The following is a 24,792-nucleotide window of genomic DNA, read 5'->3' on the forward strand; positions in this document are numbered from 1 at the left end:
GAGTTGACGATTCAGGGCCGCTAATTTAGCGGCCCTTTTAATTATTGACGGATGCGGCTTGTGCATAATCTGGCGAACATCATACGACCGGTCAGTTTTTCAGATTGCCCGGGCTGGGATCAGGACGATCAGGCACTCGCCTTTTCGGCCTTTCGTCGTTCAGCCGATTATGCGGAACATAATCGCTATAACAGCGGCAGCCTCGGTATCAGTTTCGAGGCGCTTATACCGGCTTTTGCCGCCGCGCGTTTGCTTGATAATCCGGATAGGGCGCAGGCCCGCGCTTTTTTTGAAGCGCATTTTGTTCCATGCCGCATCGATGCAGAAGGATTTGTGACGGCTTTTTACGAGCCGGAGGTTGAAGCATCGCGAACGCCTGATGCACATTTCACGGTGCCATTTCTGAGAAAACCTGATGATCTTGTGAAGGTCACCGATGAAAACCGTCCCCTGGGGCTCGATGCGTCTTACGCGTTCGCCCGGCAAACGCCGGACGGTGTTGTTGAATATGATGACCGCAGGACAATCGAGCAAGGCAGCCTGAAAAATCGCGGGCTGGAGCTTGCCTATGTTGCTGATCGGGTCGATGCATTTTTCGCACATGTGCAGGGCGCAGCACGGCTGAAGCTTACCGATGGCAGTTTCATGCGGATCACTTACGCAGCCAAAACCGGCCATCCATTCACCGGGATCGGGCGCATTCTGGTTGCTAGAGGCGAGATTTCTGCTGAAAGCATCTCCATGCAGACAATCCGCCAGTGGTTGAAAGATCATCCTGAAAAAGCCGATGACCTTATCTGGCAGAACCGTTCCTATATTTTCTTCCGCGAAACGGCATTTGATAGTAATGATGGGCATGACCCAAATTTAGGGCAGATCGCAGCGGCCAAGGTTCCTCTGACAGCTGGTCGCTCTATCGCAGTCGACAGGCTTCTGCATACATTCGGAACGCCTATCTTTGTCGATGCGCCAAGCGTAACGGAATTCGATCATACGCCCTTCTCCCGGTTGATGATCGCGCAGGATACCGGCACAGCGATTGTCGGCCCTGCGCGCGGTGATCTCTTTGCAGGATCGGGTGATGCAGCCGGGGAAATCGCCGGCGGTATCAAGAGCAAGGCCGATTTTTATGCGCTGGTCCCGCGCGCACTGGTCGGGAATTGATCGATGATCGATAAGAACGAAAAATCCGCAAAAGATTATCTACGGCCTGAAGATCGCATTCTCTGGGAAACGGTGGCTAAAACAGCAAAACCTCTGTCTGGAAAGAAGCCCAAGGAAGAGGAAGAGTTTCCGGATTTCAAAACGGTGATGGCGCAGGAGGCTGAGAAAAAGCCTGCGAAAAAGGCGCCCTCGTCTGCAGCTGACACGCAGACGCCGAAAAAGAAGGTCAACTCGCTCAAGGAAATGCCGATCCATGCCTTTGATCGGCCAACCCATCGCAAGATTTCCAAAGGACGTGTGGATATTGAAGCACGCATCGATCTGCACGGGCTCACACAAAACGATGCTTATGAGCTGCTCTATGGCTTCCTGCTCAGCGCACATGCGCGCGGATTGAAGCATGTGATGGTGATTACCGGCAAGGGCCGCTCTTTCGGCAGCGAAGGCGTGCTCAAGCAGGCGGTGCCACACTGGTTTTCGACGCCTTTGTTCCGGCTGCTGGTCAGCGCCTATGAAGACGCCGCGCGTCATCATGGCGGGCATGGCGCGCTTTATGTCCGCTTGCGCAGGCAGACCCAGGGCGGAGGTCTTATCCGATGACCCCCTTTGGCAAGCGGCTTCGTGATCTTCGTGAGGAACGCAACGTTACACAGAAAGAAATGGCTGCAGCGCTGCGCGTATCACCAGCCTATCTTTCGGCGCTGGAACACGGACGGCGGGGACAGCCAACCTGGGATATGCTGCAGCGCATCATCACTTATTTCAATATTATCTGGGATGAGGCAGAGGAGCTGCAAAATCTGGCAGCTGTCTCGCATCCGCGCGTGGTGATCGATACGTCCGGTCTCTCGCCGCAGGCAACCGAGCTTGCAAACCTTCTGGCACGTAATATCCGCATCATCGATCGCGAGACGATCAAACATCTGACGGAAGAAATCGAGGCGGCACGCAAGCGCCGCCGTGGCCTGAAGCCGCTTCAACGTTAAATAAAAATTATACAGGCACTGTTTATAGGCTCTCGAGCAAAGGTTGCTTAAGTGTGGGGGCGCGCTTGATGGTTGCGGAAGACGGATCCTCTGTTTCGATACACCCGGAGCCGGGTAAACATATTTACGGGCTTGATATTCTTCGTCTGGTTTCTGCTATCGCAGTGATGCTGTTTCATTTCGCTTTCAGAGGTGAAGCCGCAGGAGAGTTACCTGCGGTTGATATTCCTCACTTTATGAAGAGCGTGGCCAGTTATGGCTATCTGGGGGTCAGCATCTTTTTTATTATCAGCGGCTTTGTGATCGCCTATTCGGCGGAAGGCCAGAAGCCATTCAATTTCTTGATTTCCAGATTTTCCCGGATTTATCCCACATTTCTTATCATCATGAGCGTATCCGCCCTGGTGATCTGGCTGTCAGGAAACCCACTGTTTCAAATCAGTTCCGATCAGTATCTGGCGAACATCTTCATCTTTTCGAAGCTGTTGGGGCAATCCTTTGTGGATGGTGCCTATTGGTCAATTGTACTCGAACTTATTTTCTATGGCTGGATTTTCATCCTTATTGCGCTCGGGCAGTTCCACAATATCATCCGGATAATCCCGCTCTGGCTGGGATTCTCATTTCTGAATGAATTCTATATTGGTTCAGAGCATTTGCAGAACCTTTTTATCACTGAATATAGCGGCTTCTTTGCAATGGGGATCATCTATAGCAGGTTGAGGCGACAGCGCTCATTTTATGCGGTGCTGCTGTTTATCCTCGCTGCAATCTTTGCAATCTATACCACCCTTGCTGGTGCCGAATGGGCCGAGAAAACCTATTCCATCAAGCGTTCTCCGGTGGCGATGACAGCAATTATTCTGGCTTCGATTGCAGTTTTGCTCTTACTGACAAAGCTAAATATCGGCCAAAAACATCAGAGGATGCTAGGCATTCTTGGTGGTATGACCTATGCACTTTATCTTGTGCACCAGAATGTCGGCTATATCGCCATCACCGCTTTACTGAGTAATCTCGGGCCGGTTACCGCCATTGTCATAACAATGATCGGGCTGATCCTGTTTGCTACGCTCTTCCATGTTGTTGTAGAGCGAAGGATCAACCCGATGATCAAGAAGAAATTGCTGCTTTTGGTGGACAGATCTCTGCGTTCAGAGCGCGTTTCGATCTAATCCAATCATATCTTAACTCTAAAAAAGCGCTTTCAGTTCATCGAGCTTGGTGTTGACCAGCCAGCCATAGTAATTTTCCTGCGGCATCAAAGGCTCCTGCCCGGATGCCTTGCGCTGGGTATTTTCATTGGCAAGCGCGCGGGCGCGGGCGGTCGATCCGCCGGTATTGTACAGTGTTGCTGTCAGGCCGGGGTTTTTCGAAATATCGAAATCGGCAATCTGGCGATAATCGGTGATCGACTGCTTCAGCGTTGCCGCGATGTAAGGCAGTGTCAGATCAGGGTCCATGATGGTCTTGTAAACTGTATTGCCGTTCTCGGCATTAAGCTTCGGCAGACCCGATACGCGATTGACCATGTCCGACATCTGCAGTGCGGTCAGCGGATTGATCTGGCCGAGGCCAAAGGTCTGGCCGGCATAGAACGGCTGGAAGAACACGGCGCTGAAACGATTGTTCGGATATGTCTTGCCGCCAACCGATTTTCCGCGGAACTGCTTGTTCCAGATCGTCTCGCGGCAGCTCCACAGCGAATAGCTGTCCTTGAACTTGAGGCATTCGGAAAACTCCGGACGCTTCACGAACTGGCCGATGCTTTCGCCATTATAACCAAAGCTCACGCCCTGGTTCACATAGGACATGGCCTTGACGTAATAGGTCTGTAATCGGTCATAGACATCGACATTGTAGGTATGTTCACCAACGATCGCACCGACGATATGGATCGGATCGATGCCATAAGCCGAAGCCGTTGACTTGATCTTCGAACGCAGCGAGGCGTCCTTTTTCAGAAGATTATAAATCTTGCGATACTTGGCTTCATAGGTCGTGCTCAGCTCCTTGGTGCGCTTGGCTGAGGCGCCGGGAATGGCAGGCTGTTCTGCACTGCGGTTTCCGGGCGGAACCGTAACGGCTGCATAGGCGCTCTGGCAGGAGAAAGCGATGGCAAGGCAGATGCCTGCAATACGGTTCAGTCGACTGGTCATTGCGCGGAAACGGCCCCAATATGGTAAACGATCTATAAAAGTTGCCGCAAAATAAAAAACCCCCTCGATGAAGTCGAGGGGATTTTTGTCTTTCGGGATTATGGGACCCAAGCGTGACTTTCTGGTCACGTTCCTGGATCGCATCTCAGGTTCTTTACAGAATGAAACGCGAAAGGTCCGTGTTCTTGGCCAGATCGCCGATGGTCTTGCGGACATATTCCCCATCGACCTTGAAGTCCGAACCGGCCTTGTCAGGTGCATTGTAGGAAATATCGTCCAGAACCCGTTCCATCACCGTCTGCAAGCGACGCGCGCCAATGTTTTCGACGGTCGAGTTGAGATCGACCGCAATGTCAGCCAAAGCATCAATCGCGTCGTCCGTAATATCGAGCTTCACCTCTTCCGTCGCCATCAACGCAATATATTGCTTGATGAGGCTGACTTCGGTTTCAGTCAGAATCCGGCGGAAATCTTCACGCGTCAGCGCGTTCAATTCCACACGGATCGGCAGACGACCCTGAAGTTCCGGCAGCAGGTCGGAAGGCTTGGAAACGTGGAACGCACCCGATGCGATGAACAGGATATGATCGGTTTTCACCGGACCATATTTCGTCGCAACAGTCGTGCCTTCAACAAGCGGCAGCAGATCGCGCTGCACGCCTTCGCGTGAGACGCCTGCTCCCATTCCGCCTTCGCGTGCTGCGATCTTGTCGATTTCGTCAAGGAAGACGATGCCGTCATTTTCAGTTGAACGCAGAGCTTCCTGAATGAGCTGATCCTGATCGAGTAGCTTGTCAGACTCGTCATTGATCAGGATTGCATAGGATTCCTTGACCGTGGTTTTGCGCGTTTTGGTGCGCCCGCCCATGGCCTTGCCGAAAATATCGCCGATATTGATCATGCCGATATTGGCACCAGGCATACCCGGAATTTCGAAATTCTGGCCTGAACCTGTATCGGCGACCTCGATCTCGATTTCCTTATCGTCCAGCTCGCCGTCACGCAGCTTCTTGCGGAAGCTTTCGCGGGTGGCAGGGCTTGCAGTCTTGCCGACAAGACCGTCAAGCACGCGCTCTTCAGCATTGATGTGTGCCTTGGCCTTCACGTCTTCGCGCTTCTTTTCACGCACCAGAGCGATCGCGGCTTCAACCAGATCGCGGATGATCTGTTCAACGTCGCGGCCAACATAGCCCACTTCGGTAAATTTGGTGGCTTCAACCTTGATGAAAGGAGCGCCTGCAAGCTTGGCGAGCCGACGGGAGATTTCCGTCTTGCCAACGCCGGTCGGTCCGATCATCAGGATGTTTTTTGGCATGACCTCTTCGCGCATCTGGCCTTCCAGCTGCTGGCGGCGCCAGCGATTGCGCAGAGCGATAGCGACGGCGCGCTTGGCGTCGTTCTGGCCGATGATGAAGCGGTCAAGTTCGGAAACGATTTCACGGGGAGAAAAATTACTCATGATTATAACCCGGTTTGCCACTGCTTGATGAACTCGAACGGATGCAGCAGCATGATCACGTTGAGCGTAAGGTTGTCGCGGATGACAATGAGCGCCAGAACTTCAAAAAAGAGCGCAGTCGCGACGGTGATTTTTGTTGGCAGTTTGGCTGCGATCAGAAAGCCGATCATGGCGAAAACACTGTCGGAAACCGAATTCACGATACTATCGCCAAAATAGTCCACCGAGGACGTATTGGCGCGATAGCGCTCGATGATGAAATTCGAGTTTTCGACCAGTTCCCAGGCGGCTTCAACGCCGACTGCCACAGCAAGTCTCAAGCCCAGCGGAGCCTTTGGCGCGATGATTGTCAGAAGCCAGTAGAACAGAAAGCCATGAATGATATGCGAGAGCGTATACCAGTCGGCTATATGCTGCGAATTCTCAGACATCAGCGAACCGGACCATAATTTTATGGTGCCGCATTCGCACATGGGAATTCGTCCGTCGATATAAAGCCAGGAGGCCTGTATAACGAGAATGGCAAGGACGATCAGAGCACCTAAGCCCCAACGATGTGTCTTGGAGGTTGAGGCTTGCGCTATTGAGCTCATTCGGCGTCGAGGCTTTCAACAAGAATGCTGTGATTGGTGTAGATGCAGATATCGGCCGCAATCTCCATCGCCTTGCGGGCGATTTCCTCAGCATCCTTATCGGTATCGATCAGCGCGCGGGCTGCGGCCAGCGCATAATTGCCGCCCGATCCGATGGCCATGACGCCATGTTCGGGTTCAAGCACGTCGCCCGTACCGGTGAGTGCCAGCGTCACCTTGCTGTCGGCAACCAGCATCATGGCTTCCAGCTTGCGCAGATAGCGGTCGGTGCGCCAGTCCTTGGCGAGTTCGACGGAGGCGCGCATCAGCTGATCCGGATATTGTTCAAGCTTGGCTTCAAGGCGCTCAAGCAGGGTGAAGGCATCAGCCGTGGCACCGGCGAAACCGGCAATGACATTGCCTTTGCCGATGCGGCGCACTTTGCGCGCATTGCCCTTCATCACGGTGTTGCCGAGCGAGACCTGCCCGTCACCGGCGATAACAACCTTGTTACCCTTGCGAACGGTGACAATGGTCGTGCCGTAAATTGTCGTGGGATTATGTTCGATCATGGATCACTCCTTTGGCGGCCGATACGTTTCCATCTGGCAAACGCATAAGCCCCTTATTTGGCTCGAAGCTCGCTTCGTCGGCTCAAGAGCTAACTGAATCGGGTTTCGTTGTGAATATTTAAGAAGGGGCTGGCAAAATGCAAATGGCTAACAGCGCATTCCAAAAAGTGTGAAACGGTTTTTGGATGAAATGCGCTGCTGGGAAAGCCGCATTCCAAAAAGTGTGAAACGGCTTTTTGATAAAATGCGCGCAAACAAAAGTCAGAATGTTGGGAGCATCCCTAAAACCATTGGCAAAAGCGGCCAGCTGTTCTAGAACGCGAAAAGATTTCAACAGAGGAAATGCTATGACGGCTGAAAGCGCCCGCAAAGCAAGTATCGAACGTTCAACAAAAGAAACAAGCATTGCTGTTTCTGTGGATCTGGACGGCAACGGCAAGTTCGACATTACAACTGGTGTCGGCTTCTTCGATCACATGCTGGAGCAGCTTTCCCGACATTCGCTCATCGACATGCGCGTCATGGCCAAGGGCGATCTGCATATCGATGACCACCACACAGTCGAAGATACCGGCATTGCGTTGGGTCAGGCTGTGGCGAAAGCGCTTGGTGAGCGTCGCGGCATCGTGCGTTATGCCTCGATGGATCTCGCCATGGACGACACGCTGACGGGTGCGGCGGTCGATGTTTCGGGCCGTGCCTTTCTGGTCTGGAACGTGAATTTCACGACGGCCAAGATCGGCACCTTCGATACTGAACTGGTGCGCGAGTTCTTCCAGGCTTTTGCGATGAATGCAGGCATTACGCTGCATATCAACAATCACTATGGTGCCAACAATCACCATATTGCAGAATCGATCTTCAAGGCCGTGGCCCGGGTTTTGCGCACAGCGCTCGAAACCGATCCGCGCCAGAAGGATGCAATTCCCTCGACCAAGGGGTCGCTGAAGGGATAAGTCTTTCCCGAAAGGACGTGTCATGGCGCAATTCGTCGTTCTTGAACCAGCCGGAACTCAACGTTCCGAAAAAGCGGTTTTCGTGCGCGACGGATTTTACGCCTTAGCGCTGATCCTCCCGTTTGTCTGGCTTTTGTTGCAGCGGCTCTGGTTTGAAGCCATTGCCGTTCTCGGTGTGACGATCCTGCTGGGCGTGGCAGGTTCTGCATTGGGCATCTCCAATGCAGTGCCGCTGATCACGTTGTTGTTTTCGCTTTTTGTGGCGCTGGAAGGCGTTAACTGGAAGATCGCGAAGCTAAAGCGTCAAGGTTTCGTTGAAACAGCCGTCATTGATGCGGCTGATCTGGAGGAAGCGGAAATCCGCTACTTCTACGGTCTTAAAGAAGCGGCAGAGCCAGCGACAGAAATTAAAGACTCCCTGAAGGACACTTCTGCGCCGGAATGGGCGCAGCAGCCCCCTCGTCCCACTTATTCCTCATTTGGCTCGACGATCGGATTTGTCGGACATCGCGGAGAAAACTGAAAATGCGTGTTGCAATTATCGACTATGGTTCCGGCAATCTTCGCTCGGCCACCAAGGCCTTTGAGCGTGCCGCCCATGAGAGCGGTGTGAAAGCTGAAATCGAACTGACAGCGGATGCCGATCGCGTGGCGAGCGCGGACCGCATCGTGCTGCCGGGCGTTGGCGCTTATGCCGATTGCCGTCGCGGCCTCCATGCGGTTTCCGGCATGGTGGAAGCACTGGAAGATGTGGTTCTGAAAAAGGCGCATCCGTTTCTTGGCATCTGCGTGGGCATGCAGTTGATGTCGGAACGCGGCCTTGAAAAAGAAGTGACCGAAGGTCTCGGCTGGATCGCAGGTGATGTGCGTGAAATGACGCCGTCCGACCTGACGCTCAAGATTCCGCAGATCGGCTGGAACAGGATTCACGTGAAACATTCGCATCCGGTGTTTGACGGTATCGCTACCGGCGAGAACGGCTTGCATGCCTATTTTGTGCATTCCTATATGTTCGACGCGAAGAACAAAGCAGAAGTGCTGGCCGTCACCGAATATGGTGGCGATGTGACCGCAACGGTTGGTCGCGACAACATGATCGGCACGCAGTTCCATCCTGAAAAGAGCCAGCTGCTTGGCCTTTCGCTTATTGCCAATTTCCTGAAATGGAAGCCTTGAAGATATGATCCTTTTTCCCGCCATCGATTTGAAAGACGGTCAATGCGTGCGCCTGAAGTTTGGCGACATGGATCAGGCGACCGTTTACAATGAAGACCCTGCAGCACAGGCCAAAGCTTTTGAGGATCAGGGCTTTGAATGGCTGCATGTGGTCGATCTTAACGGTGCTTTTGCTGGCGAAAGCGTCAACGGCAAAGCTGTTGAAGCCATTTTGAAAGCGACCAAAAATCCGGTTCAGCTTGGCGGCGGTATCCGCACGCTTGCCCATATTGAAAGCTGGCTTTCCAAGGGACTGCGCCGCGTTATTCTCGGCACCGTTGCCGTGCGCGATCCGGCGCTGGTGATCGAAGCCTGCAAGGAATTTCCGGGACAGGTTGCCGTCGGCATTGATGCCAAGGGCGGCTATGTTGCCGTTGAAGGCTGGGCCGAGGCCTCAGAGCTTGGCGTGGTGGAACTCGCGAAAAAGTTTGAAGGTGCGGGCGTCGCAGCCATTATCTATACCGACATCGACCGTGACGGTGTGCTGGCTGGTATCAACTGGGATTCGACGCTCGGTCTTGCAGACAGCGTTTCCATTCCGGTGATCGCATCGGGCGGCCTCGCTTCGATGGAAGATATTAAACGTCTTGCTGCACCCGATGCGCGTAAACTGGAAGGTGCGATTTCCGGTCGCGCACTTTATGACGGCCGCATTGATCCGACAGAAGCACTGGCATTGTTAGCCGCGTCGCCCGCAGCCGCAGAGCGGCGAGGACGCGCATCTGAAGGAACTTCAGTATGACACTCAAAGCACGCGTGATTCCCTGCCTCGATGTGAAAGACGGACGTGTCGTTAAGGGCGTAAACTTCGTCGATCTGATTGATGCCGGTGATCCGGTTGAAGCAGCACGCGCCTATGATGCGGCGGGTGCAGACGAATTGTGCTTCCTCGACATCACGGCGTCTTCGGACAATCGCGAGACAATTTTCGATGTTATCGCCCGTACAGCTGAACAGTGCTTCATGCCGCTGACTGTTGGCGGTGGTGTGCGTCAGGTTTCTGATATTCGCAAGCTGTTGCTTGCCGGGGCCGACAAGGTTTCGATCAATACGGCTGCGGTCAAGAACCCGGAATTTGTTGCAGAAGCCGCCGACAAGTTTGGCGATCAGTGCATCGTTGTGGCCATCGACGCCAAGAAGGTTTCGGGAGCTGGTGAGAGCGACCGCTGGGAAATCTTTACCCATGGTGGACGCCAGACGACTGGCATTGATGCGGTGGAATTTGCACAGAAGGTGGTGAGCCTTGGTGCGGGTGAAATCCTGCTGACCTCGATGGATCGTGATGGCACCAAGGCGGGTTACGATGTGGCACTGACGCGCGCTGTTGCTGACAGCGTGCGCGTTCCGGTGATCGCATCGGGTGGCGTTGGCAATCTCGATCACATGGTCGACGGTATCCGCGAAGGTCATGCAACGGCAGTTCTCGCAGCATCCATCTTCCACTTTGGAACCTATACGATTGGCGAAGCCAAGCGCTATATGGCCGAGGCTGGTATCCCGATGCGGCTCGATCCGGTCCGTTGAGAATATAGCTTGTCGCGGAAAAGTGGGAACCGGTTTTCCGATAACGACATGCGCAAAAAGAGTTGAAGGAATTCCGATGGCTGAGTTCACCCTTTCCGACCTTGAACGCATTGTTGCAGAGCGTGCAAATTCGACGGATGGATCGTCTTATACTGCTAGTCTCTTTGCCAAGGGTCAGACGCGGGCCGCCAAAAAGCTTGGTGAAGAAGCCGTCGAAACGGTGATTGCCGCAGTTAGCGGTGATCGCGCGGAAGTGGTCACGGAAAGCGCTGATCTGCTTTATCACCTGCTGGTGGTTCTCAAGATTGCAGACGTGCCACTCAATGAAGTTCTTGCAGAGTTGCAACGCCGCACGGCGCAGACTGGCCTTGAGGAAAAGGCCGGTCGTCCGAAAGCATAAATGCAAACTAATCCAAAAGCTGTTAGTGCAGAATTGGCGTTGAGGGAGAGCAGCGACAATATGTGGGAAAAAGTGGACCAGCTAACGCCGTCGCGTTACTCGCCTTACCGTTTCTTTTCGGCGGAAGAGTGGGCAGGCTTTCGCGCCGACACCCCCCTCACCCTCACCTATGAAGAAGTGAAACGGCTGCGCTCGCTGGGCGATCCGATTGATCTTGATGAGGTGCGGCGCATTTATCTGTCGCTGTCCCGCCTGCTCTATGCGCATGTGGAAGCAAGCCAGCTCCTGTTCCGCCAGCGCCAGCAATTTCTCAATATGGAAGAGCGCTTCAAGACGCCCTTTATCATTGGCATTGCAGGCTCGGTTGCGGTGGGCAAATCCACGACCGCGCGTATTCTGAAAGAACTACTCGCTCGCTGGCCTTCCAGCCCGAAGGTCGATCTGGTGACGACGGACGGCTTCCTCTACCCCAACGCGGTTCTGCGTGATCAGAACATGATGGAGCGCAAAGGCTTTCCGGAAAGCTATGATGTGGGCGCGGTTTTGCGTTTCCTGTCAGCGATCAAGGCAGGCATGAGCCATGTGCGCGCGCCGCTCTATTCGCATCTGAGCTATGACGTGCTGCCTGGCGAATATCAGATTGTCGACAAGCCCGACATTCTGATCTTTGAAGGCATCAATGTGCTTCAGGTCCGCGATCTGCCGGAAGACGGAAAGATGGTGCCTTTCGTGTCCGACTTCTTCGACTTCTCGATCTATATCGATGCGGAATCGGAACTGATCCACAAATGGTATATCGACCGCTTCATGCGTTTGCGTGAGACGGCTTTCGTCAATCCGCAGTCGTTCTTCCACCGCTATTCGCAGCTTTCAGAAGAAGCCGCGCGTTCCATCGGCGAAGGCCTCTGGAACAATATCAACATGAAGAACCTGCGCGAAAACATTCTTCCCACCCGCCCCCGCGCCGATATTATCCTGCGCAAAGGCAGCGATCATCTGATCGAAGAAGTGGCACTCAGAAAGATTTAAATCTCAGGAAACCAGAATGCCGCAAGTGCTGGAAATGTATCAGGTGGACGCGTTCACCAAACGTGTCTTCGCCGGAAATCCTGCGGCAGTTCTGATCCTGAAAGACTGGCTGAGCGATGCGACCATGCAGGCAATCGCTGCGGAAAACAATCTCGCGGAAACGGCTTTTGCGTGCCCTGCAGAGGATGGCTGGAAGCTCAGATGGTTTACACCGACGCTTGAGGTCGATTTCTGCGGCCATGCCACTCTGGCAACGGCGCATGTTCTGGCTTGGCACCACAAGATTGATGGTGAGCTGAATTTTTACACCCGCATAGGCAAGATCAGTGTTTCGCGCGCGGGCGACGATTATGTGCTTGATGTTCCGTCCATTGCTCCCGACCAGCTTTCCGAGCTGCCCGCGTTCATAGCACCATTGTTTGAGAATGAGAGCGGAGCCACGTTCTTCAGAAATTTCGAGAATATCTATGTGCAGCTTGAGGATGAGGCTGCGGTCAGGGCTTTCGTGCCTGATCATATCCAGATTGAAAAACTGGGATCAGTCGGCCTGGTGATTACCGCACGAGGATCGTCGCACGACTTTGTTTCGCGTTATTTTGCGGCGGGATCGGGTATCCCGGAAGATCCGGTTACAGGATCTATCCATGCGACGCTTGTTCCCTATTGGGCTCAAAAGATCGGGAAAGACAAACTGTCCGCTTATCAGGCTTCGGCCCGTGGTGGACATTTGGGAGGTGAGCTGAAAGGCGACCGTGTTTTGCTCACCGGCAACGCCGTAACATTCATGAAAGCTGAGATTTATATCCCGTAAAGAATAAGGGCGCCGATTAGTTCGGCGCCCTGATCGCTTTTGGGTCGTTTTTGCAATCAAGCAAGCGGCGGAATGCGCAGCACCTGACCCGGATAGATTTTGTCCGGATGCGTCAGCATCGGCTTGTTGGCTTCAAAGATGATGTCGTTCTTTGCGCCCTTGCCTTTGCCATATTGAGCTTCGGCGATTTTCCAGAGATTGTCGCCCTTCTTGACTGTGTAGAAGACGGGTTCGGCACCGGTCGTCCCGGCTCCATCGACTTTCAGTTCCGAGGCTTCCACTTTGGAAACACCAAGCGAGTTGCCCACAGCGATAATAGCTTTTTCAAAAGCCGACTGATCCTTCACATTGCCGGTCAGGACGGCCTTGTCGCCCTGCACGCTCACCTGCACGCCATCGGTGCCTAGATTATGCGAGTCGAGTTCCTTCTTCAGATCATCGGCTTTGGGTTCATTTTCACCGAAACCAAGCTTGGTTCCGACCGACTTCACGAAATCGAAAATTCCCATGGGGCAAATCTCCCTGTTGTTGCTAAACTATTGATGCGTCGTATCAAATATCAGAACCAGAGATGAGCTAGCGCTTCTTGCAGCCAATCAATAGGCTACAAAGTACAGCTCGACGAAAATTGGTCAAGACAGGATTTTCCGGAAATTGCTCAATAAGTTCTAGCACTTAATTAGCATGCCCCTTCGATAAGACCGTTTTAACGACCAAGATTGGTACGGGCGAGTTCAACGATTTCATCACCACGACCGCTGATGATGGCTTTGAGCATATAAAGGCTGAAGCCCTTCGCCTGCTCGGCCTTGATCTTGGGCGGCATTACCAGTTCCTGTTTGGCTGTTACCACATCGACCAGAACCGGACCGTCATGCGCAAAAGCCTGCTTTAATGCCTCCGGCAGATCAGCGGATTCCTCAACGCGAAAACCTTTGATGCCGATGGCTTCCGCCATGGCTGCAAAATTCGGGTTTTCGAGGTCGGTTCCAGAGGTCAGATAGCCGCCCGCTTTCATTTCCATCGCCACGAAGCCAAGCGAGCCATTGTTATAAACAATGATCTTGGCGGGCAGATTGAGCTGCTTCAACGACAGGAAATCGCCCATCATCATGGTGAAACCGCCATCGCCGGAGAGTGAAACGACCTGTCGTTCCGGCGCTGCAGCCTTTGCGCCCAGCGCCTGAAGCATGGCATTGGCCATTGAGCCATGATTGAAAGAACCGAGCAGGCGACGCTTGCCATTCATGGTGAGATAGCGTGCAGCCCAGACGGTAGGCGTGCCGACATCGGCGGTAAAGATCGCATCTTCATCCGCAATCTCATTGACGAGGCGGGTGAGATATTGCGGGTGGATCGGCTGGCCTGGTTTTGATGGTGCTGCCAGATCATCCAATGCCTCGCGCGCTTTCGTGTAATGTGTCTTTGCAGCATCGAGGAACTTCGTGCTGCGACCAGATTTGAGCTTCGGCAGAAGAACTGCGATTGTTTCCGACACATCGCCGGTCACGCCCAATGTGAGCGGCGCACGGCGTCCGAGCTGTGAAGGATCATTGTCGATCTGAACGATCTTTGCCTTGTCGGGATAGAAGTTGCGATAAGGGAAACTGGTGCCAAGCATCAGCAGCGTGTCGCAGTTGAGCATGGCGTGATAGCCGGATGAAAAGCCGATCAGGCCGGTCATGCCAACATCAAAGGGATTGTCCCATTCGACATGTTCCTTGCCGCGCAGCGCATGAACCACAGGCGCCTCAAGCTGTTCGGCCAATGAAACGACAGCATCATGGGCGCCAGTGCAGCCGCTGCCTGCCAGAATGGTGATCTTCTCAGAACCGTTGAGAATATCTGCGAGCTTAGCGACATCCTGATCAGACGGAACCATGCGTGGAGGCGAGATCTGCGTCCAGGTCTGCTTCGCCCCTTCAGGTGCCTGCTTGAGCGCAACGTCACCCGGAATGACGATCACGGCCACGCCGCGCTTTCCGATGGCCGCGCGCATGGCGCGGTTCAGCACTTCGGGCATTTGTGCAGGGTTGGAAACCAGCTCAACAAAATGGCTGCATTCGCGGAACAGTTCCTGCGGATGGGTTTCCTGAAAATAGTCGAGACCGATTTCGGATGAAGGGATATGGGCTGCAATCGCCAGCACAGGTTCGCGGTTGCGGTGACAATCAAAAAGCCCGTTGATGAGGTGCAGATTGCCGGGACCACAGCTGCCAGCACAAACGGCCAGTTCGCCGGTGACAGCCGCTTCTGCCCCTGCGGCGAAGGCTGCGGTTTCCTCATGGCGAACATGCATCCAGTCGATCTTGCCAAGTCTTCTGAGGCTGTCATTCAGTCCGTTGAGGCTATCGCCCGTGACGCCCCAGATACGTTTAACACCTGCTTCGGCCAAGGTTTGAGCCAGAAGATCCGCAACAGTCATGCCCATGATTTCACCCTTTTCACAATCCTGAAGATCAAGTTAGGGCGCCGGGCGGATGTGGGAAGCCGTCAAACGGCATCAATCGATGCCGTTTGAATTGGAAAAGTTATTTTGTGCAACTCTCGATGAAACGAGCGAGATAAGCATCAAATTCCGCTGGCGCTTCACGAAAAGGCGCATGTCCAGCATCGTCGATAACGTGGGTTTTGCCTTCCCAAAGATTACCGAATTTTACCTTGGAGACGAAGTCGAGTTCGACGAAAGGTTCATCGCGCCCATTGACGACTGCAATGGGAAGCTTTGCTTGAGCGACGATGTCGCGCTGGTTGCCGCCGGTGCCAGCGGCAAATTTTTCAAACATGATGCGGCGTGCGCGGCCGTCGGTACGGGCAACAATATCGAGAAGCGATGCTTCGAACGGTTCGCCACAGGTGCTGCGTGCGTAAGAATCCACATCGCGCTCGGAAAAGACTTCCTGTCCGGCAAGCGCCATGTCTGGCCCGCTCTTGAACCCCTGCCCCACTTCCTCACGCGCTACGGGTGGAGTTCCGGTAATCATAAGGCCACGCATTTCAGGATAACGGGCAATCATCTCGATACCGATATGGCCACCGAGCGACCAGCCGAAAACGACAGCATCGGCAATCCCGAGCTGCTGCATGACTTCCGTCATCGCATCCGCATAGCCTTCCATCGAATAGCTGCGATCGGGATCAATCGCATCGGAAGATTTGCCATGGCCCGGAAGATCAGGTGCTATCACGCGCCATTTTTTGCCGATCTCGCCTTCGAGCTGTGGTGCGAAAATTGCGCCCGAACTTGAATTGCCATGGATCATCAGAAGAGGAGCGCCCTCGCCTTCGCTTTCACGCACAGCAATGCGGCCATGGCTGGTTTCAAGCTCGCGATAATTGATTGTCATGTTGTCTGTTCCCAAAATGCGAATGGTATATTTGTTTTTACGCGCATCTCCTTCCGAAAACCGGTTCCCACTTTTCGGGATGCGCTTAATCGTAAGAAACCTTGCCGCGGCCTTTCTTGATGTCCGAGCGTCCGGATTTAGCCTTGAGACGGCGTTCAATCGAGCCTTTTGTCGGCTTTGTTTTCCTGCGCGGTGGCGGTGGCGGAACTGCTGCCTCCTGGATCAGCGCAATCATCCGCTCACGGGCATCTTCGCGATTGCGTTCCTGTGTGCGAAAACGATTGGCCTCGATCAGTATGTCACCGTCCTTGGTGCCTTTTTGACCAGCAAGCTTGAAAAGACGGGAAAGCACATCTTCGGGAAGGCCGGAGCGTGCCGCATGAAAGCGCAACTGCACAGCGGTCGAAACCTTGTTGACGTTCTGACCACCGGGACCAGACGAGCGGATAAAGCTCTCCTCCAGATCGTCCTCGTGGATCGTCAGGCGGTTGGTGATACGGATGATAGAGCGGCTTTCTTCCATGAGGACGAGTGATACACCGCTTTGTATCTATTGCAAAAAAGAAAAACCCGGCCTTTCAGCCGGGCTTCCCCTCCTCCTCAGGATTTCAATTTTGCTTATTCAGCAGCAATTTGCGTTGCTGGCGCTGCATCGCGTACATCATGATCGACATGGCTTTCGAATTTTTCGAAATTGTTCACGAACATATCGACAAGTTTTTGCGCCTGTGCGTCGTAAGCTGCCTTGTCAGCCCAGGTCGAACGCGGATCGAGAATGGACGTATCCACGCCCGGCACTTCAACCGGCACGGCGAAGCCGAAATTCGGATCAGTACGGAATTCCGCATTATTGAGCGAACCGTCGAGCGCTGCTGCAAGAAGCGCACGGGTAGCCTTGATCGGCATACGCTTGCCAGTGCCATAAGCGCCGCCGGTCCAGCCGGTGTTGACCAGCCAGCAATCGACCTTGTGTTCGGCGATCAGCTTGCGCAGCAGATTGCCGTATTCCGATGGATGGCGCGGCATGAATGGCGCACCAAAGCAGGTCGAGAACGTTGCTTCAGGCTCGGTCACGCCCTTTTCCGTACCGGCAACCTTGGCGGTGTAGCCTGACAGGAAGTGATACATGGCCTGCGCAGGCGTAAGCTTGGCGATCGGAGGCATGACGCCGAAGGCATCAGCGGTAAGCATGATGATGTTCTTTGGCTGACCGCCCTTGCCCGTCGATGATGCATTCGGGATGAAGTCGAGCGGATAGGCGCAGCGGGTGTTTTCAGTCAGCGATACGTCATCGAAATCCGGCTGGCGGTTTGCATCCAGCACAACATTTTCCAGCACAGTGCCGAAGCGCTGCGTGGTTGCGTAGATTTCCGGCTCGGCTTCAGCTGACAAACGAATGGTCTTGGCATAGCAGCCGCCTTCGAAATTGAAGACGCCATCTTCGCCCCAGCCGTGCTCGTCATCGCCGATCAGCGTGCGGGTTGGATCAGCTGAAAGCGTGGTCTTGCCAGTGCCGGACAGACCGAAGAAGACAGCCGTGTCGCCGTTCGGGCCTTCATTGGCAGAGCAATGCATTGGCATGACGCCCTTGGCAGGCAGAAGATAGTTGAGCGCGGTGAAGACCGACTTCTTCATTTCACCAGCATAGGAAGTGCCGCCGATCAGCACAATCTTGCGGGTGAGATCGACTGCGATCACCGTTTCGGTGCGCACGCCATAGCGTGCAGGATCGGCCTTGAAGGAAGGCAGATCGATAATTGTCATTTCAGGCACGTAAGAAGCAAGCGCTGCTTCTTCCGGACGGATCAGCAAGTTGCGGATGAACAGCGAGTGCCATGCATATTCAGTGACAACACGCGCGTTGATCTTATTGTCTTCGTCAGCGCCGCCGATGAGATCCTGTACGAAAAGCTCCTTGCCCTTCGCATGTTCGATGAAATCGGCATAGAGAAGCTCGAAAGCCTCAGGCGTCATTGGCTTGTTGTTGTCCCACCAGACCTGATCTTCGGTGTTTGCATCGCGAACAACGAATTTGTCTTTTGGCGAACGGCCGGTGTGCTGGCCCGTTCTAGCAACAAGGGCTCCTTGTGCTGAAAGCTCTGCTTCGCCACGGCGAATAGTCTCTTCATAAAGCCGGGCCGGTCCAAAATTATAAAAGACTGCGGACAGTTCCTTCAATCCTGAAGTGGCAATGGAAGCGGCAGTATTGTGAATGCCGATCTCTTTCATGGTCTCTCCGCCATCTGGTTCTAAAGTTTGTTGGCCCGGTTCATTTTAATCCGGGATGGCAGTCAGAAACAGATTAATTAAATCAAATCAAATATTTAATCGATTTAAAAAAATTGAAACTTTTTTAAATCGTTTAATCTTCACGTTATCGGGTGTATTTTTGATGAAGAACAATTGTCGATTGCATTAACCAAGGAAAAGGAATCGCAGCAGGGCATGGATGGTTAGTTGAGCGGCTGCCACATTTTGTACCTAATTTGTACTGCACAAGCGGCATGACTGTTATACTATTGATTTGTCAGGCAGCAGGAACCACTTCTTAGGCGAACTGACAAAGAGAATTTGCAGACGAGACGCCAGGAGGCGTTCGGTTATTTCTGCCGCTGCCGTGATCGGGGCGGTTTAAAAAGGAGAAGGTCCGCATGAAGGAAGCTTCGGCAACGCAGACAATTGCGCTGGTCGACGATGACCGCAACATTCTGACCTCCGTTTCCATTGCTCTGGAGTCGGAAGGCTATCGCGTGGAGACCTATACCGATGGGGCTTCCGCTTTGGATGGTCTGATGGCGCGTCCACCGAACCTTGCGATCTTTGATATCAAGATGCCGCGCATGGATGGTATGGAACTTCTGCGCCGCCTGCGCCAGAAGTCTGATCTTCCCGTCATCTTCCTGACGTCCAAGGACGACGAAATCGATGAATTGTTCGGCCTCAAGATGGGCGCTGACGATTTCATCACCAAGCCGTTCTCGCAGCGTCTTCTGGTCGAACGTGTGAAGGCCGTGCTGCGCCGTGTTGCAGCGCGTGATGGCACCGCAAAGCCGGCCGGCCAGCAGGCCAAATCGCTGGAACGTGGCCAGCTGGTCATGGATCAGGAACGCCACACCTGCACCTGGAAAGGTGAGCCGGTAACGCTTACTGTGACCGAATTCCTCATCCTTCACTCGCTTGCACAGCGCCCCGGTGTTGTGAAAAGCCGTGACGCGCTGATGGATGCGGCTTATGATGAGCAGGTCTATGTGGATGACCGTACCATCGACAGCCACATCAAGCGCCTTCGCAAGAAGTTCAAATCGACCGATGACGATTTTGAGATGATCGAAACGCTCTATGGCGTCGGTTACCGCTTCCGCGAAGCGTAATATGAAGTTATGAGAGCGCCGGGCCATTAGAGGCCCGGAGGCTTATTAGAGCATTTCCAGCAAAAGTGCGAAGCGGTTTTGCGTCGGATAATGCGATAAAAACAAAGAGATCGAGCATTCCCCATGATTCATCCTGAATAGGAAATGCTCTAAGAAAGTAAGATTGAAGCGACATGGTCGCCGAAACCCGGAAAGACAGTGCCGTTACCATGAGAGAACGTAGGGCGCGGCGGCAACGTTCGCTTTTCCTGCGTCGTCTTTTTGCGCCCTTCAGCCGGTTTCTGGGTCAGTTTCTCTTCTCAAGCCTGACGCGCCGTATTCTCTTCCTCAATCTTGCAGCCCTTGCCGTGCTTGTTTCCGGCATTCTTTATATGAACCAGTTCCGCGAGGGGCTGATCGACGCCAAGATCGAAAGCTTGCTCACGCAAGGCAAGATCATTGCGGCAGCTATATCTTCATCCGCAACGGTTGATACCAATTCGCTGATGATCGACCCGGAAAAACTTCTGGAGCTTCAAGCGGGACAAAGCATTACGCCTTCGCCCGATTCACCGGATAACTGGGAATTCCCGATTAATCCGGAAAAAGTCTCCCCGATGCTGCGCCAGCTGATTTCACCGACCAGTACGCGCGCCCGCATTTACGATCATTACGCCAACCTTCTGCTGGATTCCCGCTCGCTCTATGCCCCGGCTTTCGCGTCTGGCGGTCCGGTTTTCCGTTATGATCTGCCAGCAATCGAAGAAGATGAACCGAGCGCCTGGGAGCGCTTTACCGGTTGGTTCTCACGTCTGTTTTATGGCGGCGGTCTGCCGCTTTATCAGGAACAGCCAGGCGGTAATGGTCTTGCTTATCAGGAAATCGTTCGTGCGCTGACCGGCTCTCCGCAAACAGCACAGCGGCGTAACCAGCAGGGCGAATTGGTCGTTTCGGTGGCAGTGCCCATCCAGCAGTCACGCGCTATTCTGGGCGTCCTTTTGCTTTCGACCGAAGGTGACGATATCGACAAGATCGTGCAGGGCGAACGCATGGCCGTTTTCCGGGTCTTTGGCGTTGTGGCCGCGGTCATGGTTATCCTGTCGCTGTTTTTGGCGTCGACGATTGCAAGCCCATTGCGGAAGCTGGCGGCTGCCGCCGACCGTGTGCGTCTTGGTGTTAAGAGCCGTGAGGAAATTCCGGATTTCTCCGAACGTCAGGACGAAGTGGGGCATCTTTCGACCTCTATCCGCGCAATGACCGACGCGCTTTATACGCGCATCGAGGCGATTGAGAGTTTCGCAGCTGATGTGAGCCACGAGCTGAAAAACCCCCTCACCTCGCTGCGCAGTGCCGTTGAAACGCTGCCGCTCGCCAAGAACGATGATTCGCGAAAACGCCTGCTGGATGTGATCCAGCATGATGTGCGCCGCCTGGATCGCCTGATTACCGATATTTCTGATGCCTCGCGTCTGGATGCAGAGCTCGCGCGCGAACATTCCGACCGCGTCGATATGAAGACGCTGCTCAACAGTCTGGTCAATGCTGCGCGCGAAGTTCGCCGCAACAAGGTTGGTACAGAGATTGTATTCAATACGGGCAAGTTCCCGGCGGGCAAGAAGGGCTTCTTCGTTGCCGGTCACGATCTGCGTCTGGGACAAGTCATCAGCAACCTGATCGAAAATGCGCGTTCTTTCGTGCCGGAAGATACGGGCCGCATTGAAGTTACCCTGACTGGTGAAGGTGGCCGTTTGCGTGTTCTGGTCGAAGATAACGGCCCCGGTATTCCGATTGAAAATATCGAGCGTATTTTCGAGCGCTTCTATACTGACCGCCCCGCATCGGAAGCTTTCGGCCAGAATTCGGGTCTTGGGCTGTCGATCAGCCGCCAGATCATTGAAGCTCATGGTGGTACGCTGACAGCAGAAAATATCATTGATGCGGATGATCCGGATCAGATGAAGGGCGCCCGCTTCATCGTCGATCTTCCGGCTAGCGCGTAATTTCGACATGACACCCGAACAGGAAAAAAGCGGTCTCCATGCAACAACTGTTCAGTTGCAGGGACGCGGTGTCATGCTGATGGGAAAATCCGGTGCCGGAAAGACAGAACTCGCCCTCACCCTGATTGAGCGCGCCAAGATGCGCGGCGATCAGGCTTGTCTTGTTGCCGATGATCGCACGCTTCTGCATTTGGAAGGTGAAAGACTTGTCGCGAGTGTTCCCGATGCGCTCGCCGGAGGGGTTGAGATTCGCGGTGCAGGTCTGTTCACTGTTGCTTATGTGAAACAGACGCCGCTTGATCTTGTGGTCATGCTGGTTGGACGCGATGAAGCCGAGCGTTATCCCAGCGGCGAAAAATGGCAGTTTGACGATATCGAGGTGCCGCGCCTCTTACTGCCTGCGCTGTCGTCAAATGGCGATTCCAACGCGCTTTCCCGGGCTATAGAGGCCAGTCTCTTCTACAAGACTTGGCCGTGACAATTCGAATGATTATATAATTCATAAGAATCCAAAAGACGTGCCTAACGCTGCGGCATTTTGCTTTTTTCAAGGCAGAGCTGAAATTTTTCACTTGATATCAAGATTTGCCCTGCCAAGATGCACAACTCGTCGGCTAGAGGCCGGCAGGGTTTTTGTGCCATCTGCGCCTTTGGCGGGTTCAAGCGGCGGGTACACGACAGGAGCTTTTAAAGTATGATCGGACTCGTGCTTGTTACGCACGGAAGGCTGGCCGAAGAGTTTCTCCATGCGGTTGAGCATGTGGTTGGCCCGCAAGACAATTTCGAGACCGTATGTATCGGTGCCGAAGATGACATGGAACAGCGTCGTCGCGATATTGTCGATGCCGTTGATCGTGCCGATAATGGCAGAGGTGTCATCGTTCTGACGGATATGTTCGGCGGCACACCGTCGAATCTGGCTATTTCGGTGATGGAAGAAGGCAAGATCGAGGTGATCGCTGGTGTGAACCTGCCGATGCTCATCAAGCTTTCAAGTGTTCGTATTGGTGGAGACATCAAGACGGCACTGCGCGAAGCGCAGGATGCGGGGCGTAAGTACATCAATGTTGCAAGTCAGGTTCTGACAGGAAAGTAGTCCATGCATCCAACCGTAGCCGTTACCGGCGAATACGATGCCGATAGCGCCTCGTCCCGGTCTTTCGAGATCGTCAACAAGCGCGGACTTCACGCCCGCGCATCGGCTAAATTTGTGCAGCTCGTCGACGGTTACAACGCTCATGTCCGCGTCAGCAAGGACGGAATGACTGTTGGCGGCACGTCGATCATGGGTTTGATGATGCTGGCAGCCTCCCCGGGCTGCTGCATCGACGTTCGCGCATCTGGCGAACAGGCTGACGCCGTGCTCGATGCACTTCAGACACTTATTGCCGATAAGTTCGGCGAGGAGTGCTGAGTCTCCGGGCGTTCCGCTGCTTCTCAATCAATTGATATAGACACATAAAGATTTCTTTATGTTGCGTTGTGCTGTGCGTGCTGATCTGCTAATCAGAACGCCAGCCGAAGCCCTTTCGCATCCTTTTGGGCTTCTAAACAAATTTGATTGGAGCAGATGATGACCGCAAGTCAGGATTTTGTCGTCAAGGATCTCGGTCTTGCCGATTGGGGCCGCAAGGAACTCGATATTGCTGAAACCGAAATGCCGGGCCTGATGGCCGCGCGCGAAGAATTCGGCAAGTCGCAGCCGCTCAAGGGCGCGCGCATCTCCGGTTCGCTGCATATGACGATCCAGACCGCCGTGCTGATCGAAACACTGAAGGCGCTCGGCGCCGATGTGCGCTGGGCTTCCTGCAATATTTTCTCGACGCAGGATCATGCAGCGGCAGCGATTGCAGCCACCGGCACGCCGGTTTTCGCCATCAAGGGCGAAACGCTTGAAGAATATTGGACCTATACCGACAAGATCTTCCAGTGGACGGATGGCGAACCATCCAACATGATCCTCGATGATGGTGGCGATGCTACCATGTATATCCTGATCGGCGCGCGCGCTGAGGCTGGCGAAGACGTTCTTTCCAAGCCTGAAAGTGAAGAAGAAGAAGTTCTGTTCGCTCAGATCAAGAAGCGTATGGCTGAAACCCCAGGCTTCTTCACGCGTCAGCGCGATGCGATCAAAGGTGTGACCGAAGAAACCACCACAGGCGTCAATCGTCTTTACCAGCTGCAGAAGAAGGGCCTCCTGCCCTTCCCGGCAATCAACGTCAATGACAGCGTCACCAAGTCGAAGTTCGACAACAAGTATGGCTGCAAGGAATCGCTGGTTGACGGCATCCGTCGCGGTACAGACGTCATGATGGCTGGCAAGGTTGCTGTCGTTTGCGGTTATGGCGACGTTGGCAAAGGCTCGGCTGCATCGCTCGCTGGTGCCGGTGCCCGCGTGAAGGTCACGGAAGTTGATCCTATCTGCGCGCTTCAGGCTGCAATGGACGGCTTTGAAGTCGTAACGCTCGATGACGCAGCTTCGACCGCTGATATCGTGATCTCGACGACCGGCAATAAGGACGTCATCACGCTCGATCATATGCGCAAGCTGAAGGATATGGCCATCGTCGGCAATATCGGTCACTTCGACAATGAAATTCAGGTTGCAGGACTGCGTAACCTGAAATGGACCAACGTGAAGCCACAGGTCGATCTGGTTGAATTCCCGGATGGCAAGCGCATCATCCTTCTGTCGGAAGGCCGCCTGCTCAACCTCGGCAACGCAACCGGCCATCCAAGCTTCGTTATGTCGGCTTCCTTCACCAATCAGGTTCTGGGCCAGATCGAACTCTTCACGCGTACCGACGCGTATAAGAATGAAGTCTATGTCCTGCCAAAGCACCTCGATGAGAAGGTTGCACGCCTGCATCTCGACAAGCTCGGCGCCAAGCTGACTGTGCTTTCTGAGGAACAGGCCGCATATATCGGCGTAACGCCGCAGGGCCCATTCAAGTCGGAACACTACAGGTATTAATTACCCGTTAACCATACTGCTACATCTTGTAGGTCGGGCATCTTTACGTTGCCCGGCCTTTATTTTTGCGTGCAACACGCTTCACGCGGATTCACGGTGAGGGTATTGTGAAGACGAATCAATGTGTTTTGACGGGTGTTTGCGTTGGGCGTTTTTTGCCGGTTCAGGCGAAAGACGGGCGACCTATTCATCCTCGAAACATGTCTGGCTTTCAGCATTGTGGCGATGCGAGAGAGCTGGAATGAAGAATTTTGAAATACGGGAGTCCTCTTTT

The 24,792-nt window shown here is 53.8% G+C and carries 27 protein-coding genes; 18 read left to right on the plus strand and 9 right to left on the minus strand.

Translation table 11 applies throughout. From position 1 onward, the window contains the following. Positions 1 to 51: 51 nt before the first annotated feature. The 4 genes from mltA to CEV34_RS06710 all read left to right on the plus strand — a co-directional run bounded on the left by mltA (position 52) and on the right by CEV34_RS06710 (position 3,325). Entirely contained in the window at positions 52 to 1,164 is a 1,113-nt protein-coding gene (mltA, locus tag CEV34_RS06695) for a murein transglycosylase A (RefSeq protein WP_007872437.1), read from the plus strand. A 3-nt stretch (positions 1,165 to 1,167) separates the two neighbouring features. Beyond that, positions 1,168 to 1,764: a Smr/MutS family protein gene (locus tag CEV34_RS06700; protein ID WP_007872439.1), complete on the plus strand. Its 597-nt coding sequence runs from the start codon at positions 1,168 to 1,170 to the stop codon at positions 1,762 to 1,764. Continuing rightward, positions 1,761 to 2,150 carry a helix-turn-helix domain-containing protein gene (locus CEV34_RS06705; RefSeq protein WP_007872441.1) on the plus strand — a complete coding sequence of 130 codons (390 nt, stop codon included), beginning with the start codon at positions 1,761 to 1,763 and terminating at the stop codon, positions 2,148 to 2,150. Before CEV34_RS06700 ends, CEV34_RS06705 begins: the two co-directional genes overlap by 4 nt. 68 nt (positions 2,151 to 2,218) lie before the next feature. Next, positions 2,219 to 3,325: an acyltransferase family protein gene (locus CEV34_RS06710; RefSeq protein WP_007872445.1), complete on the plus strand. Its 1,107-nt coding sequence runs from the start codon at positions 2,219 to 2,221 to the stop codon at positions 3,323 to 3,325. 18 nt (positions 3,326 to 3,343) lie between these two features. Here CEV34_RS06710 and CEV34_RS06715 read toward each other — a convergent pair whose 3' ends face one another. The 4 genes from CEV34_RS06715 to hslV form a co-directional block, all read right to left on the minus strand. Beyond that, positions 3,344 to 4,309 (minus strand): DUF1402 family protein, encoded by a 966-nt coding sequence (locus CEV34_RS06715; RefSeq protein ID WP_039859377.1) that lies wholly within the window; start codon positions 4,307 to 4,309, stop codon positions 3,344 to 3,346. A gap of 154 nt (positions 4,310 to 4,463) precedes the next feature. Next, positions 4,464 to 5,768: an ATP-dependent protease ATPase subunit HslU gene (gene hslU / locus CEV34_RS06720; protein ID WP_007872448.1), complete on the minus strand. Its 1,305-nt coding sequence runs from the start codon at positions 5,766 to 5,768 to the stop codon at positions 4,464 to 4,466. A gap of 2 nt (positions 5,769 to 5,770) precedes the next feature. Next, positions 5,771 to 6,361, minus strand: coding sequence for a DUF2585 domain-containing protein (locus tag CEV34_RS06725; RefSeq protein ID WP_007872450.1), 591 nt, complete (start codon positions 6,359 to 6,361; stop codon positions 5,771 to 5,773). Continuing rightward, positions 6,358 to 6,912, minus strand: a complete 555-nt coding sequence (gene hslV / locus CEV34_RS06730; RefSeq protein WP_007872451.1) for an ATP-dependent protease subunit HslV — start codon at positions 6,910 to 6,912, stop codon at positions 6,358 to 6,360. The genes CEV34_RS06725 and hslV overlap by 4 nt, the downstream gene beginning before the upstream one ends. Positions 6,913 to 7,259: 347 nt before the next feature. Between hslV and hisB the strand changes: the two genes are divergently transcribed. The 8 genes from hisB (at position 7,260) to CEV34_RS06770 (ending at position 12,847) form a co-directional block, all read left to right on the plus strand. Beyond that, a complete protein-coding gene (gene hisB / locus CEV34_RS06735) occupies positions 7,260 to 7,868 on the plus strand; it encodes an imidazoleglycerol-phosphate dehydratase HisB (protein WP_007872453.1) in 609 nt (202 codons plus the stop codon). 22 nt (positions 7,869 to 7,890) lie between these two features. After that, positions 7,891 to 8,391: a DUF2628 domain-containing protein gene (locus CEV34_RS06740; protein ID WP_007872455.1), complete on the plus strand. Its 501-nt coding sequence runs from the start codon at positions 7,891 to 7,893 to the stop codon at positions 8,389 to 8,391. Positions 8,392 to 8,393: 2 nt separating this feature from the next. Beyond that, complete coding sequence (gene hisH / locus CEV34_RS06745; protein ID WP_007872457.1) at positions 8,394 to 9,044, plus strand: imidazole glycerol phosphate synthase subunit HisH; 651 nt, start codon at positions 8,394 to 8,396, stop codon at positions 9,042 to 9,044. A 4-nt stretch (positions 9,045 to 9,048) separates the two neighbouring features. Further along, on the plus strand, positions 9,049 to 9,825 hold the full coding sequence (hisA, locus tag CEV34_RS06750; protein ID WP_007872459.1) for a 1-(5-phosphoribosyl)-5-[(5-phosphoribosylamino)methylideneamino]imidazole-4-carboxamide isomerase: 777 nt from the start codon (positions 9,049 to 9,051) through the stop codon (positions 9,823 to 9,825). After that, on the plus strand, positions 9,822 to 10,607 hold the full coding sequence (hisF, locus tag CEV34_RS06755; protein ID WP_007872463.1) for an imidazole glycerol phosphate synthase subunit HisF: 786 nt from the start codon (positions 9,822 to 9,824) through the stop codon (positions 10,605 to 10,607). Before hisA ends, hisF begins: the two co-directional genes overlap by 4 nt. Positions 10,608 to 10,683: 76 nt before the next feature. Further along, positions 10,684 to 11,007, plus strand: coding sequence for a phosphoribosyl-ATP diphosphatase (locus tag CEV34_RS06760; protein ID WP_007872465.1), 324 nt, complete (start codon positions 10,684 to 10,686; stop codon positions 11,005 to 11,007). Between the two features lie 60 nt (positions 11,008 to 11,067). Then, on the plus strand, positions 11,068 to 12,036 hold the full coding sequence (gene coaA / locus CEV34_RS06765) for a type I pantothenate kinase (RefSeq protein WP_007872468.1): 969 nt from the start codon (positions 11,068 to 11,070) through the stop codon (positions 12,034 to 12,036). 16 nt (positions 12,037 to 12,052) lie between these two features. Beyond that, positions 12,053 to 12,847: a PhzF family phenazine biosynthesis protein gene (locus tag CEV34_RS06770; RefSeq protein ID WP_007872471.1), complete on the plus strand. Its 795-nt coding sequence runs from the start codon at positions 12,053 to 12,055 to the stop codon at positions 12,845 to 12,847. Between the two features lie 56 nt (positions 12,848 to 12,903). Here the strand turns inward: CEV34_RS06770 and lysM are convergent, their stop codons facing one another. From lysM to CEV34_RS06795, 5 genes are all read right to left on the minus strand, one after another. Next, complete coding sequence (lysM, locus tag CEV34_RS06775) at positions 12,904 to 13,356, minus strand: peptidoglycan-binding protein LysM (RefSeq protein WP_007872476.1); 453 nt, start codon at positions 13,354 to 13,356, stop codon at positions 12,904 to 12,906. A gap of 197 nt (positions 13,357 to 13,553) precedes the next feature. Further along, positions 13,554 to 15,278: a ubiquinone-dependent pyruvate dehydrogenase gene (poxB, locus tag CEV34_RS06780; RefSeq protein WP_007872478.1), complete on the minus strand. Its 1,725-nt coding sequence runs from the start codon at positions 15,276 to 15,278 to the stop codon at positions 13,554 to 13,556. 100 nt (positions 15,279 to 15,378) lie between these two features. Continuing rightward, positions 15,379 to 16,194 (minus strand): alpha/beta fold hydrolase, encoded by an 816-nt coding sequence (locus tag CEV34_RS06785; RefSeq protein WP_007872481.1) that lies wholly within the window; start codon positions 16,192 to 16,194, stop codon positions 15,379 to 15,381. 85 nt (positions 16,195 to 16,279) lie between these two features. Beyond that, on the minus strand, positions 16,280 to 16,717 hold the full coding sequence (gene arfB / locus CEV34_RS06790; protein ID WP_007872484.1) for an alternative ribosome rescue aminoacyl-tRNA hydrolase ArfB: 438 nt from the start codon (positions 16,715 to 16,717) through the stop codon (positions 16,280 to 16,282). A gap of 95 nt (positions 16,718 to 16,812) precedes the next feature. After that, positions 16,813 to 18,423, minus strand: coding sequence for a phosphoenolpyruvate carboxykinase (locus CEV34_RS06795; RefSeq protein ID WP_007872487.1), 1,611 nt, complete (start codon positions 18,421 to 18,423; stop codon positions 16,813 to 16,815). Positions 18,424 to 18,845: 422 nt separating this feature from the next. Between CEV34_RS06795 and CEV34_RS06800 the strand changes: the two genes are divergently transcribed. The 6 genes from CEV34_RS06800 to ahcY all read left to right on the plus strand — a co-directional run bounded on the left by CEV34_RS06800 (position 18,846) and on the right by ahcY (position 24,518). Continuing rightward, positions 18,846 to 19,565: a response regulator transcription factor gene (locus CEV34_RS06800; protein WP_094543481.1), complete on the plus strand. Its 720-nt coding sequence runs from the start codon at positions 18,846 to 18,848 to the stop codon at positions 19,563 to 19,565. 173 nt (positions 19,566 to 19,738) lie between these two features. Continuing rightward, the gene (locus CEV34_RS06805) at positions 19,739 to 21,544 is read left to right on the plus strand and encodes a stimulus-sensing domain-containing protein (protein ID WP_064322243.1); all 1,806 of its coding nucleotides are present in this window, start codon (positions 19,739 to 19,741) and stop codon (positions 21,542 to 21,544) included. A 7-nt stretch (positions 21,545 to 21,551) separates the two neighbouring features. Next, positions 21,552 to 22,022, plus strand: coding sequence for an HPr kinase/phosphorylase (locus CEV34_RS06810; RefSeq protein ID WP_007872509.1), 471 nt, complete (start codon positions 21,552 to 21,554; stop codon positions 22,020 to 22,022). 216 nt (positions 22,023 to 22,238) lie between these two features. Beyond that, complete coding sequence (locus CEV34_RS06820; protein ID WP_007872512.1) at positions 22,239 to 22,640, plus strand: PTS sugar transporter subunit IIA; 402 nt, start codon at positions 22,239 to 22,241, stop codon at positions 22,638 to 22,640. A gap of 3 nt (positions 22,641 to 22,643) precedes the next feature. Further along, positions 22,644 to 22,958 carry an HPr family phosphocarrier protein gene (locus CEV34_RS06825; protein WP_007872515.1) on the plus strand — a complete coding sequence of 105 codons (315 nt, stop codon included), beginning with the start codon at positions 22,644 to 22,646 and terminating at the stop codon, positions 22,956 to 22,958. 159 nt (positions 22,959 to 23,117) lie between these two features. Next, the gene (ahcY, locus tag CEV34_RS06830) at positions 23,118 to 24,518 is read left to right on the plus strand and encodes an adenosylhomocysteinase (RefSeq protein WP_007872530.1); all 1,401 of its coding nucleotides are present in this window, start codon (positions 23,118 to 23,120) and stop codon (positions 24,516 to 24,518) included. The last annotated feature ends 274 nt before the right edge of the window (positions 24,519 to 24,792 follow it).

Source organism: Brucella pseudogrignonensis (assembly GCF_002252525.1).
In the GTDB taxonomy this organism is placed as follows: domain Bacteria; phylum Pseudomonadota; class Alphaproteobacteria; order Rhizobiales; family Rhizobiaceae; genus Brucella; species Brucella pseudogrignonensis.

What these genes read in the sequence shown, in the direction of transcription:
- mltA (WP_007872437.1), top strand. Translation starts at nt 52, where the DNA reads ATGCGGCTTGTGCATAATCTGGCGAACATCATACGACCGGTCAGTTTT.
- CEV34_RS06700 (WP_007872439.1), top strand. Translation starts at nt 1,168, where the DNA reads ATGATCGATAAGAACGAAAAATCCGCAAAAGATTATCTACGGCCTGAA.
- CEV34_RS06705 (WP_007872441.1), top strand. Translation starts at nt 1,761, where the DNA reads ATGACCCCCTTTGGCAAGCGGCTTCGTGATCTTCGTGAGGAACGCAAC.
- CEV34_RS06710 (WP_007872445.1), top strand. Translation starts at nt 2,219, where the DNA reads ATGGTTGCGGAAGACGGATCCTCTGTTTCGATACACCCGGAGCCGGGT.
- CEV34_RS06715 (WP_039859377.1), bottom strand. Translation starts at nt 4,309, where the DNA reads ATGACCAGTCGACTGAACCGTATTGCAGGCATCTGCCTTGCCATCGCT.
- hslU (WP_007872448.1), bottom strand. Translation starts at nt 5,768, where the DNA reads ATGAGTAATTTTTCTCCCCGTGAAATCGTTTCCGAACTTGACCGCTTC.
- CEV34_RS06725 (WP_007872450.1), bottom strand. Translation starts at nt 6,361, where the DNA reads ATGAGCTCAATAGCGCAAGCCTCAACCTCCAAGACACATCGTTGGGGC.
- hslV (WP_007872451.1), bottom strand. Translation starts at nt 6,912, where the DNA reads ATGATCGAACATAATCCCACGACAATTTACGGCACGACCATTGTCACC.
- hisB (WP_007872453.1), top strand. Translation starts at nt 7,260, where the DNA reads ATGACGGCTGAAAGCGCCCGCAAAGCAAGTATCGAACGTTCAACAAAA.
- CEV34_RS06740 (WP_007872455.1), top strand. Translation starts at nt 7,891, where the DNA reads ATGGCGCAATTCGTCGTTCTTGAACCAGCCGGAACTCAACGTTCCGAA.
- hisH (WP_007872457.1), top strand. Translation starts at nt 8,394, where the DNA reads ATGCGTGTTGCAATTATCGACTATGGTTCCGGCAATCTTCGCTCGGCC.
- hisA (WP_007872459.1), top strand. Translation starts at nt 9,049, where the DNA reads ATGATCCTTTTTCCCGCCATCGATTTGAAAGACGGTCAATGCGTGCGC.
- hisF (WP_007872463.1), top strand. Translation starts at nt 9,822, where the DNA reads ATGACACTCAAAGCACGCGTGATTCCCTGCCTCGATGTGAAAGACGGA.
- CEV34_RS06760 (WP_007872465.1), top strand. Translation starts at nt 10,684, where the DNA reads ATGGCTGAGTTCACCCTTTCCGACCTTGAACGCATTGTTGCAGAGCGT.
- coaA (WP_007872468.1), top strand. Translation starts at nt 11,068, where the DNA reads ATGTGGGAAAAAGTGGACCAGCTAACGCCGTCGCGTTACTCGCCTTAC.
- CEV34_RS06770 (WP_007872471.1), top strand. Translation starts at nt 12,053, where the DNA reads ATGCCGCAAGTGCTGGAAATGTATCAGGTGGACGCGTTCACCAAACGT.
- lysM (WP_007872476.1), bottom strand. Translation starts at nt 13,356, where the DNA reads ATGGGAATTTTCGATTTCGTGAAGTCGGTCGGAACCAAGCTTGGTTTC.
- poxB (WP_007872478.1), bottom strand. Translation starts at nt 15,278, where the DNA reads ATGGGCATGACTGTTGCGGATCTTCTGGCTCAAACCTTGGCCGAAGCA.
- CEV34_RS06785 (WP_007872481.1), bottom strand. Translation starts at nt 16,194, where the DNA reads ATGACAATCAATTATCGCGAGCTTGAAACCAGCCATGGCCGCATTGCT.
- arfB (WP_007872484.1), bottom strand. Translation starts at nt 16,717, where the DNA reads ATGGAAGAAAGCCGCTCTATCATCCGTATCACCAACCGCCTGACGATC.
- CEV34_RS06795 (WP_007872487.1), bottom strand. Translation starts at nt 18,423, where the DNA reads ATGAAAGAGATCGGCATTCACAATACTGCCGCTTCCATTGCCACTTCA.
- CEV34_RS06800 (WP_094543481.1), top strand. Translation starts at nt 18,846, where the DNA reads ATGAAGGAAGCTTCGGCAACGCAGACAATTGCGCTGGTCGACGATGAC.
- CEV34_RS06805 (WP_064322243.1), top strand. Translation starts at nt 19,739, where the DNA reads ATGGTCGCCGAAACCCGGAAAGACAGTGCCGTTACCATGAGAGAACGT.
- CEV34_RS06810 (WP_007872509.1), top strand. Translation starts at nt 21,552, where the DNA reads ATGACACCCGAACAGGAAAAAAGCGGTCTCCATGCAACAACTGTTCAG.
- CEV34_RS06820 (WP_007872512.1), top strand. Translation starts at nt 22,239, where the DNA reads ATGATCGGACTCGTGCTTGTTACGCACGGAAGGCTGGCCGAAGAGTTT.
- CEV34_RS06825 (WP_007872515.1), top strand. Translation starts at nt 22,644, where the DNA reads ATGCATCCAACCGTAGCCGTTACCGGCGAATACGATGCCGATAGCGCC.
- ahcY (WP_007872530.1), top strand. Translation starts at nt 23,118, where the DNA reads ATGACCGCAAGTCAGGATTTTGTCGTCAAGGATCTCGGTCTTGCCGAT.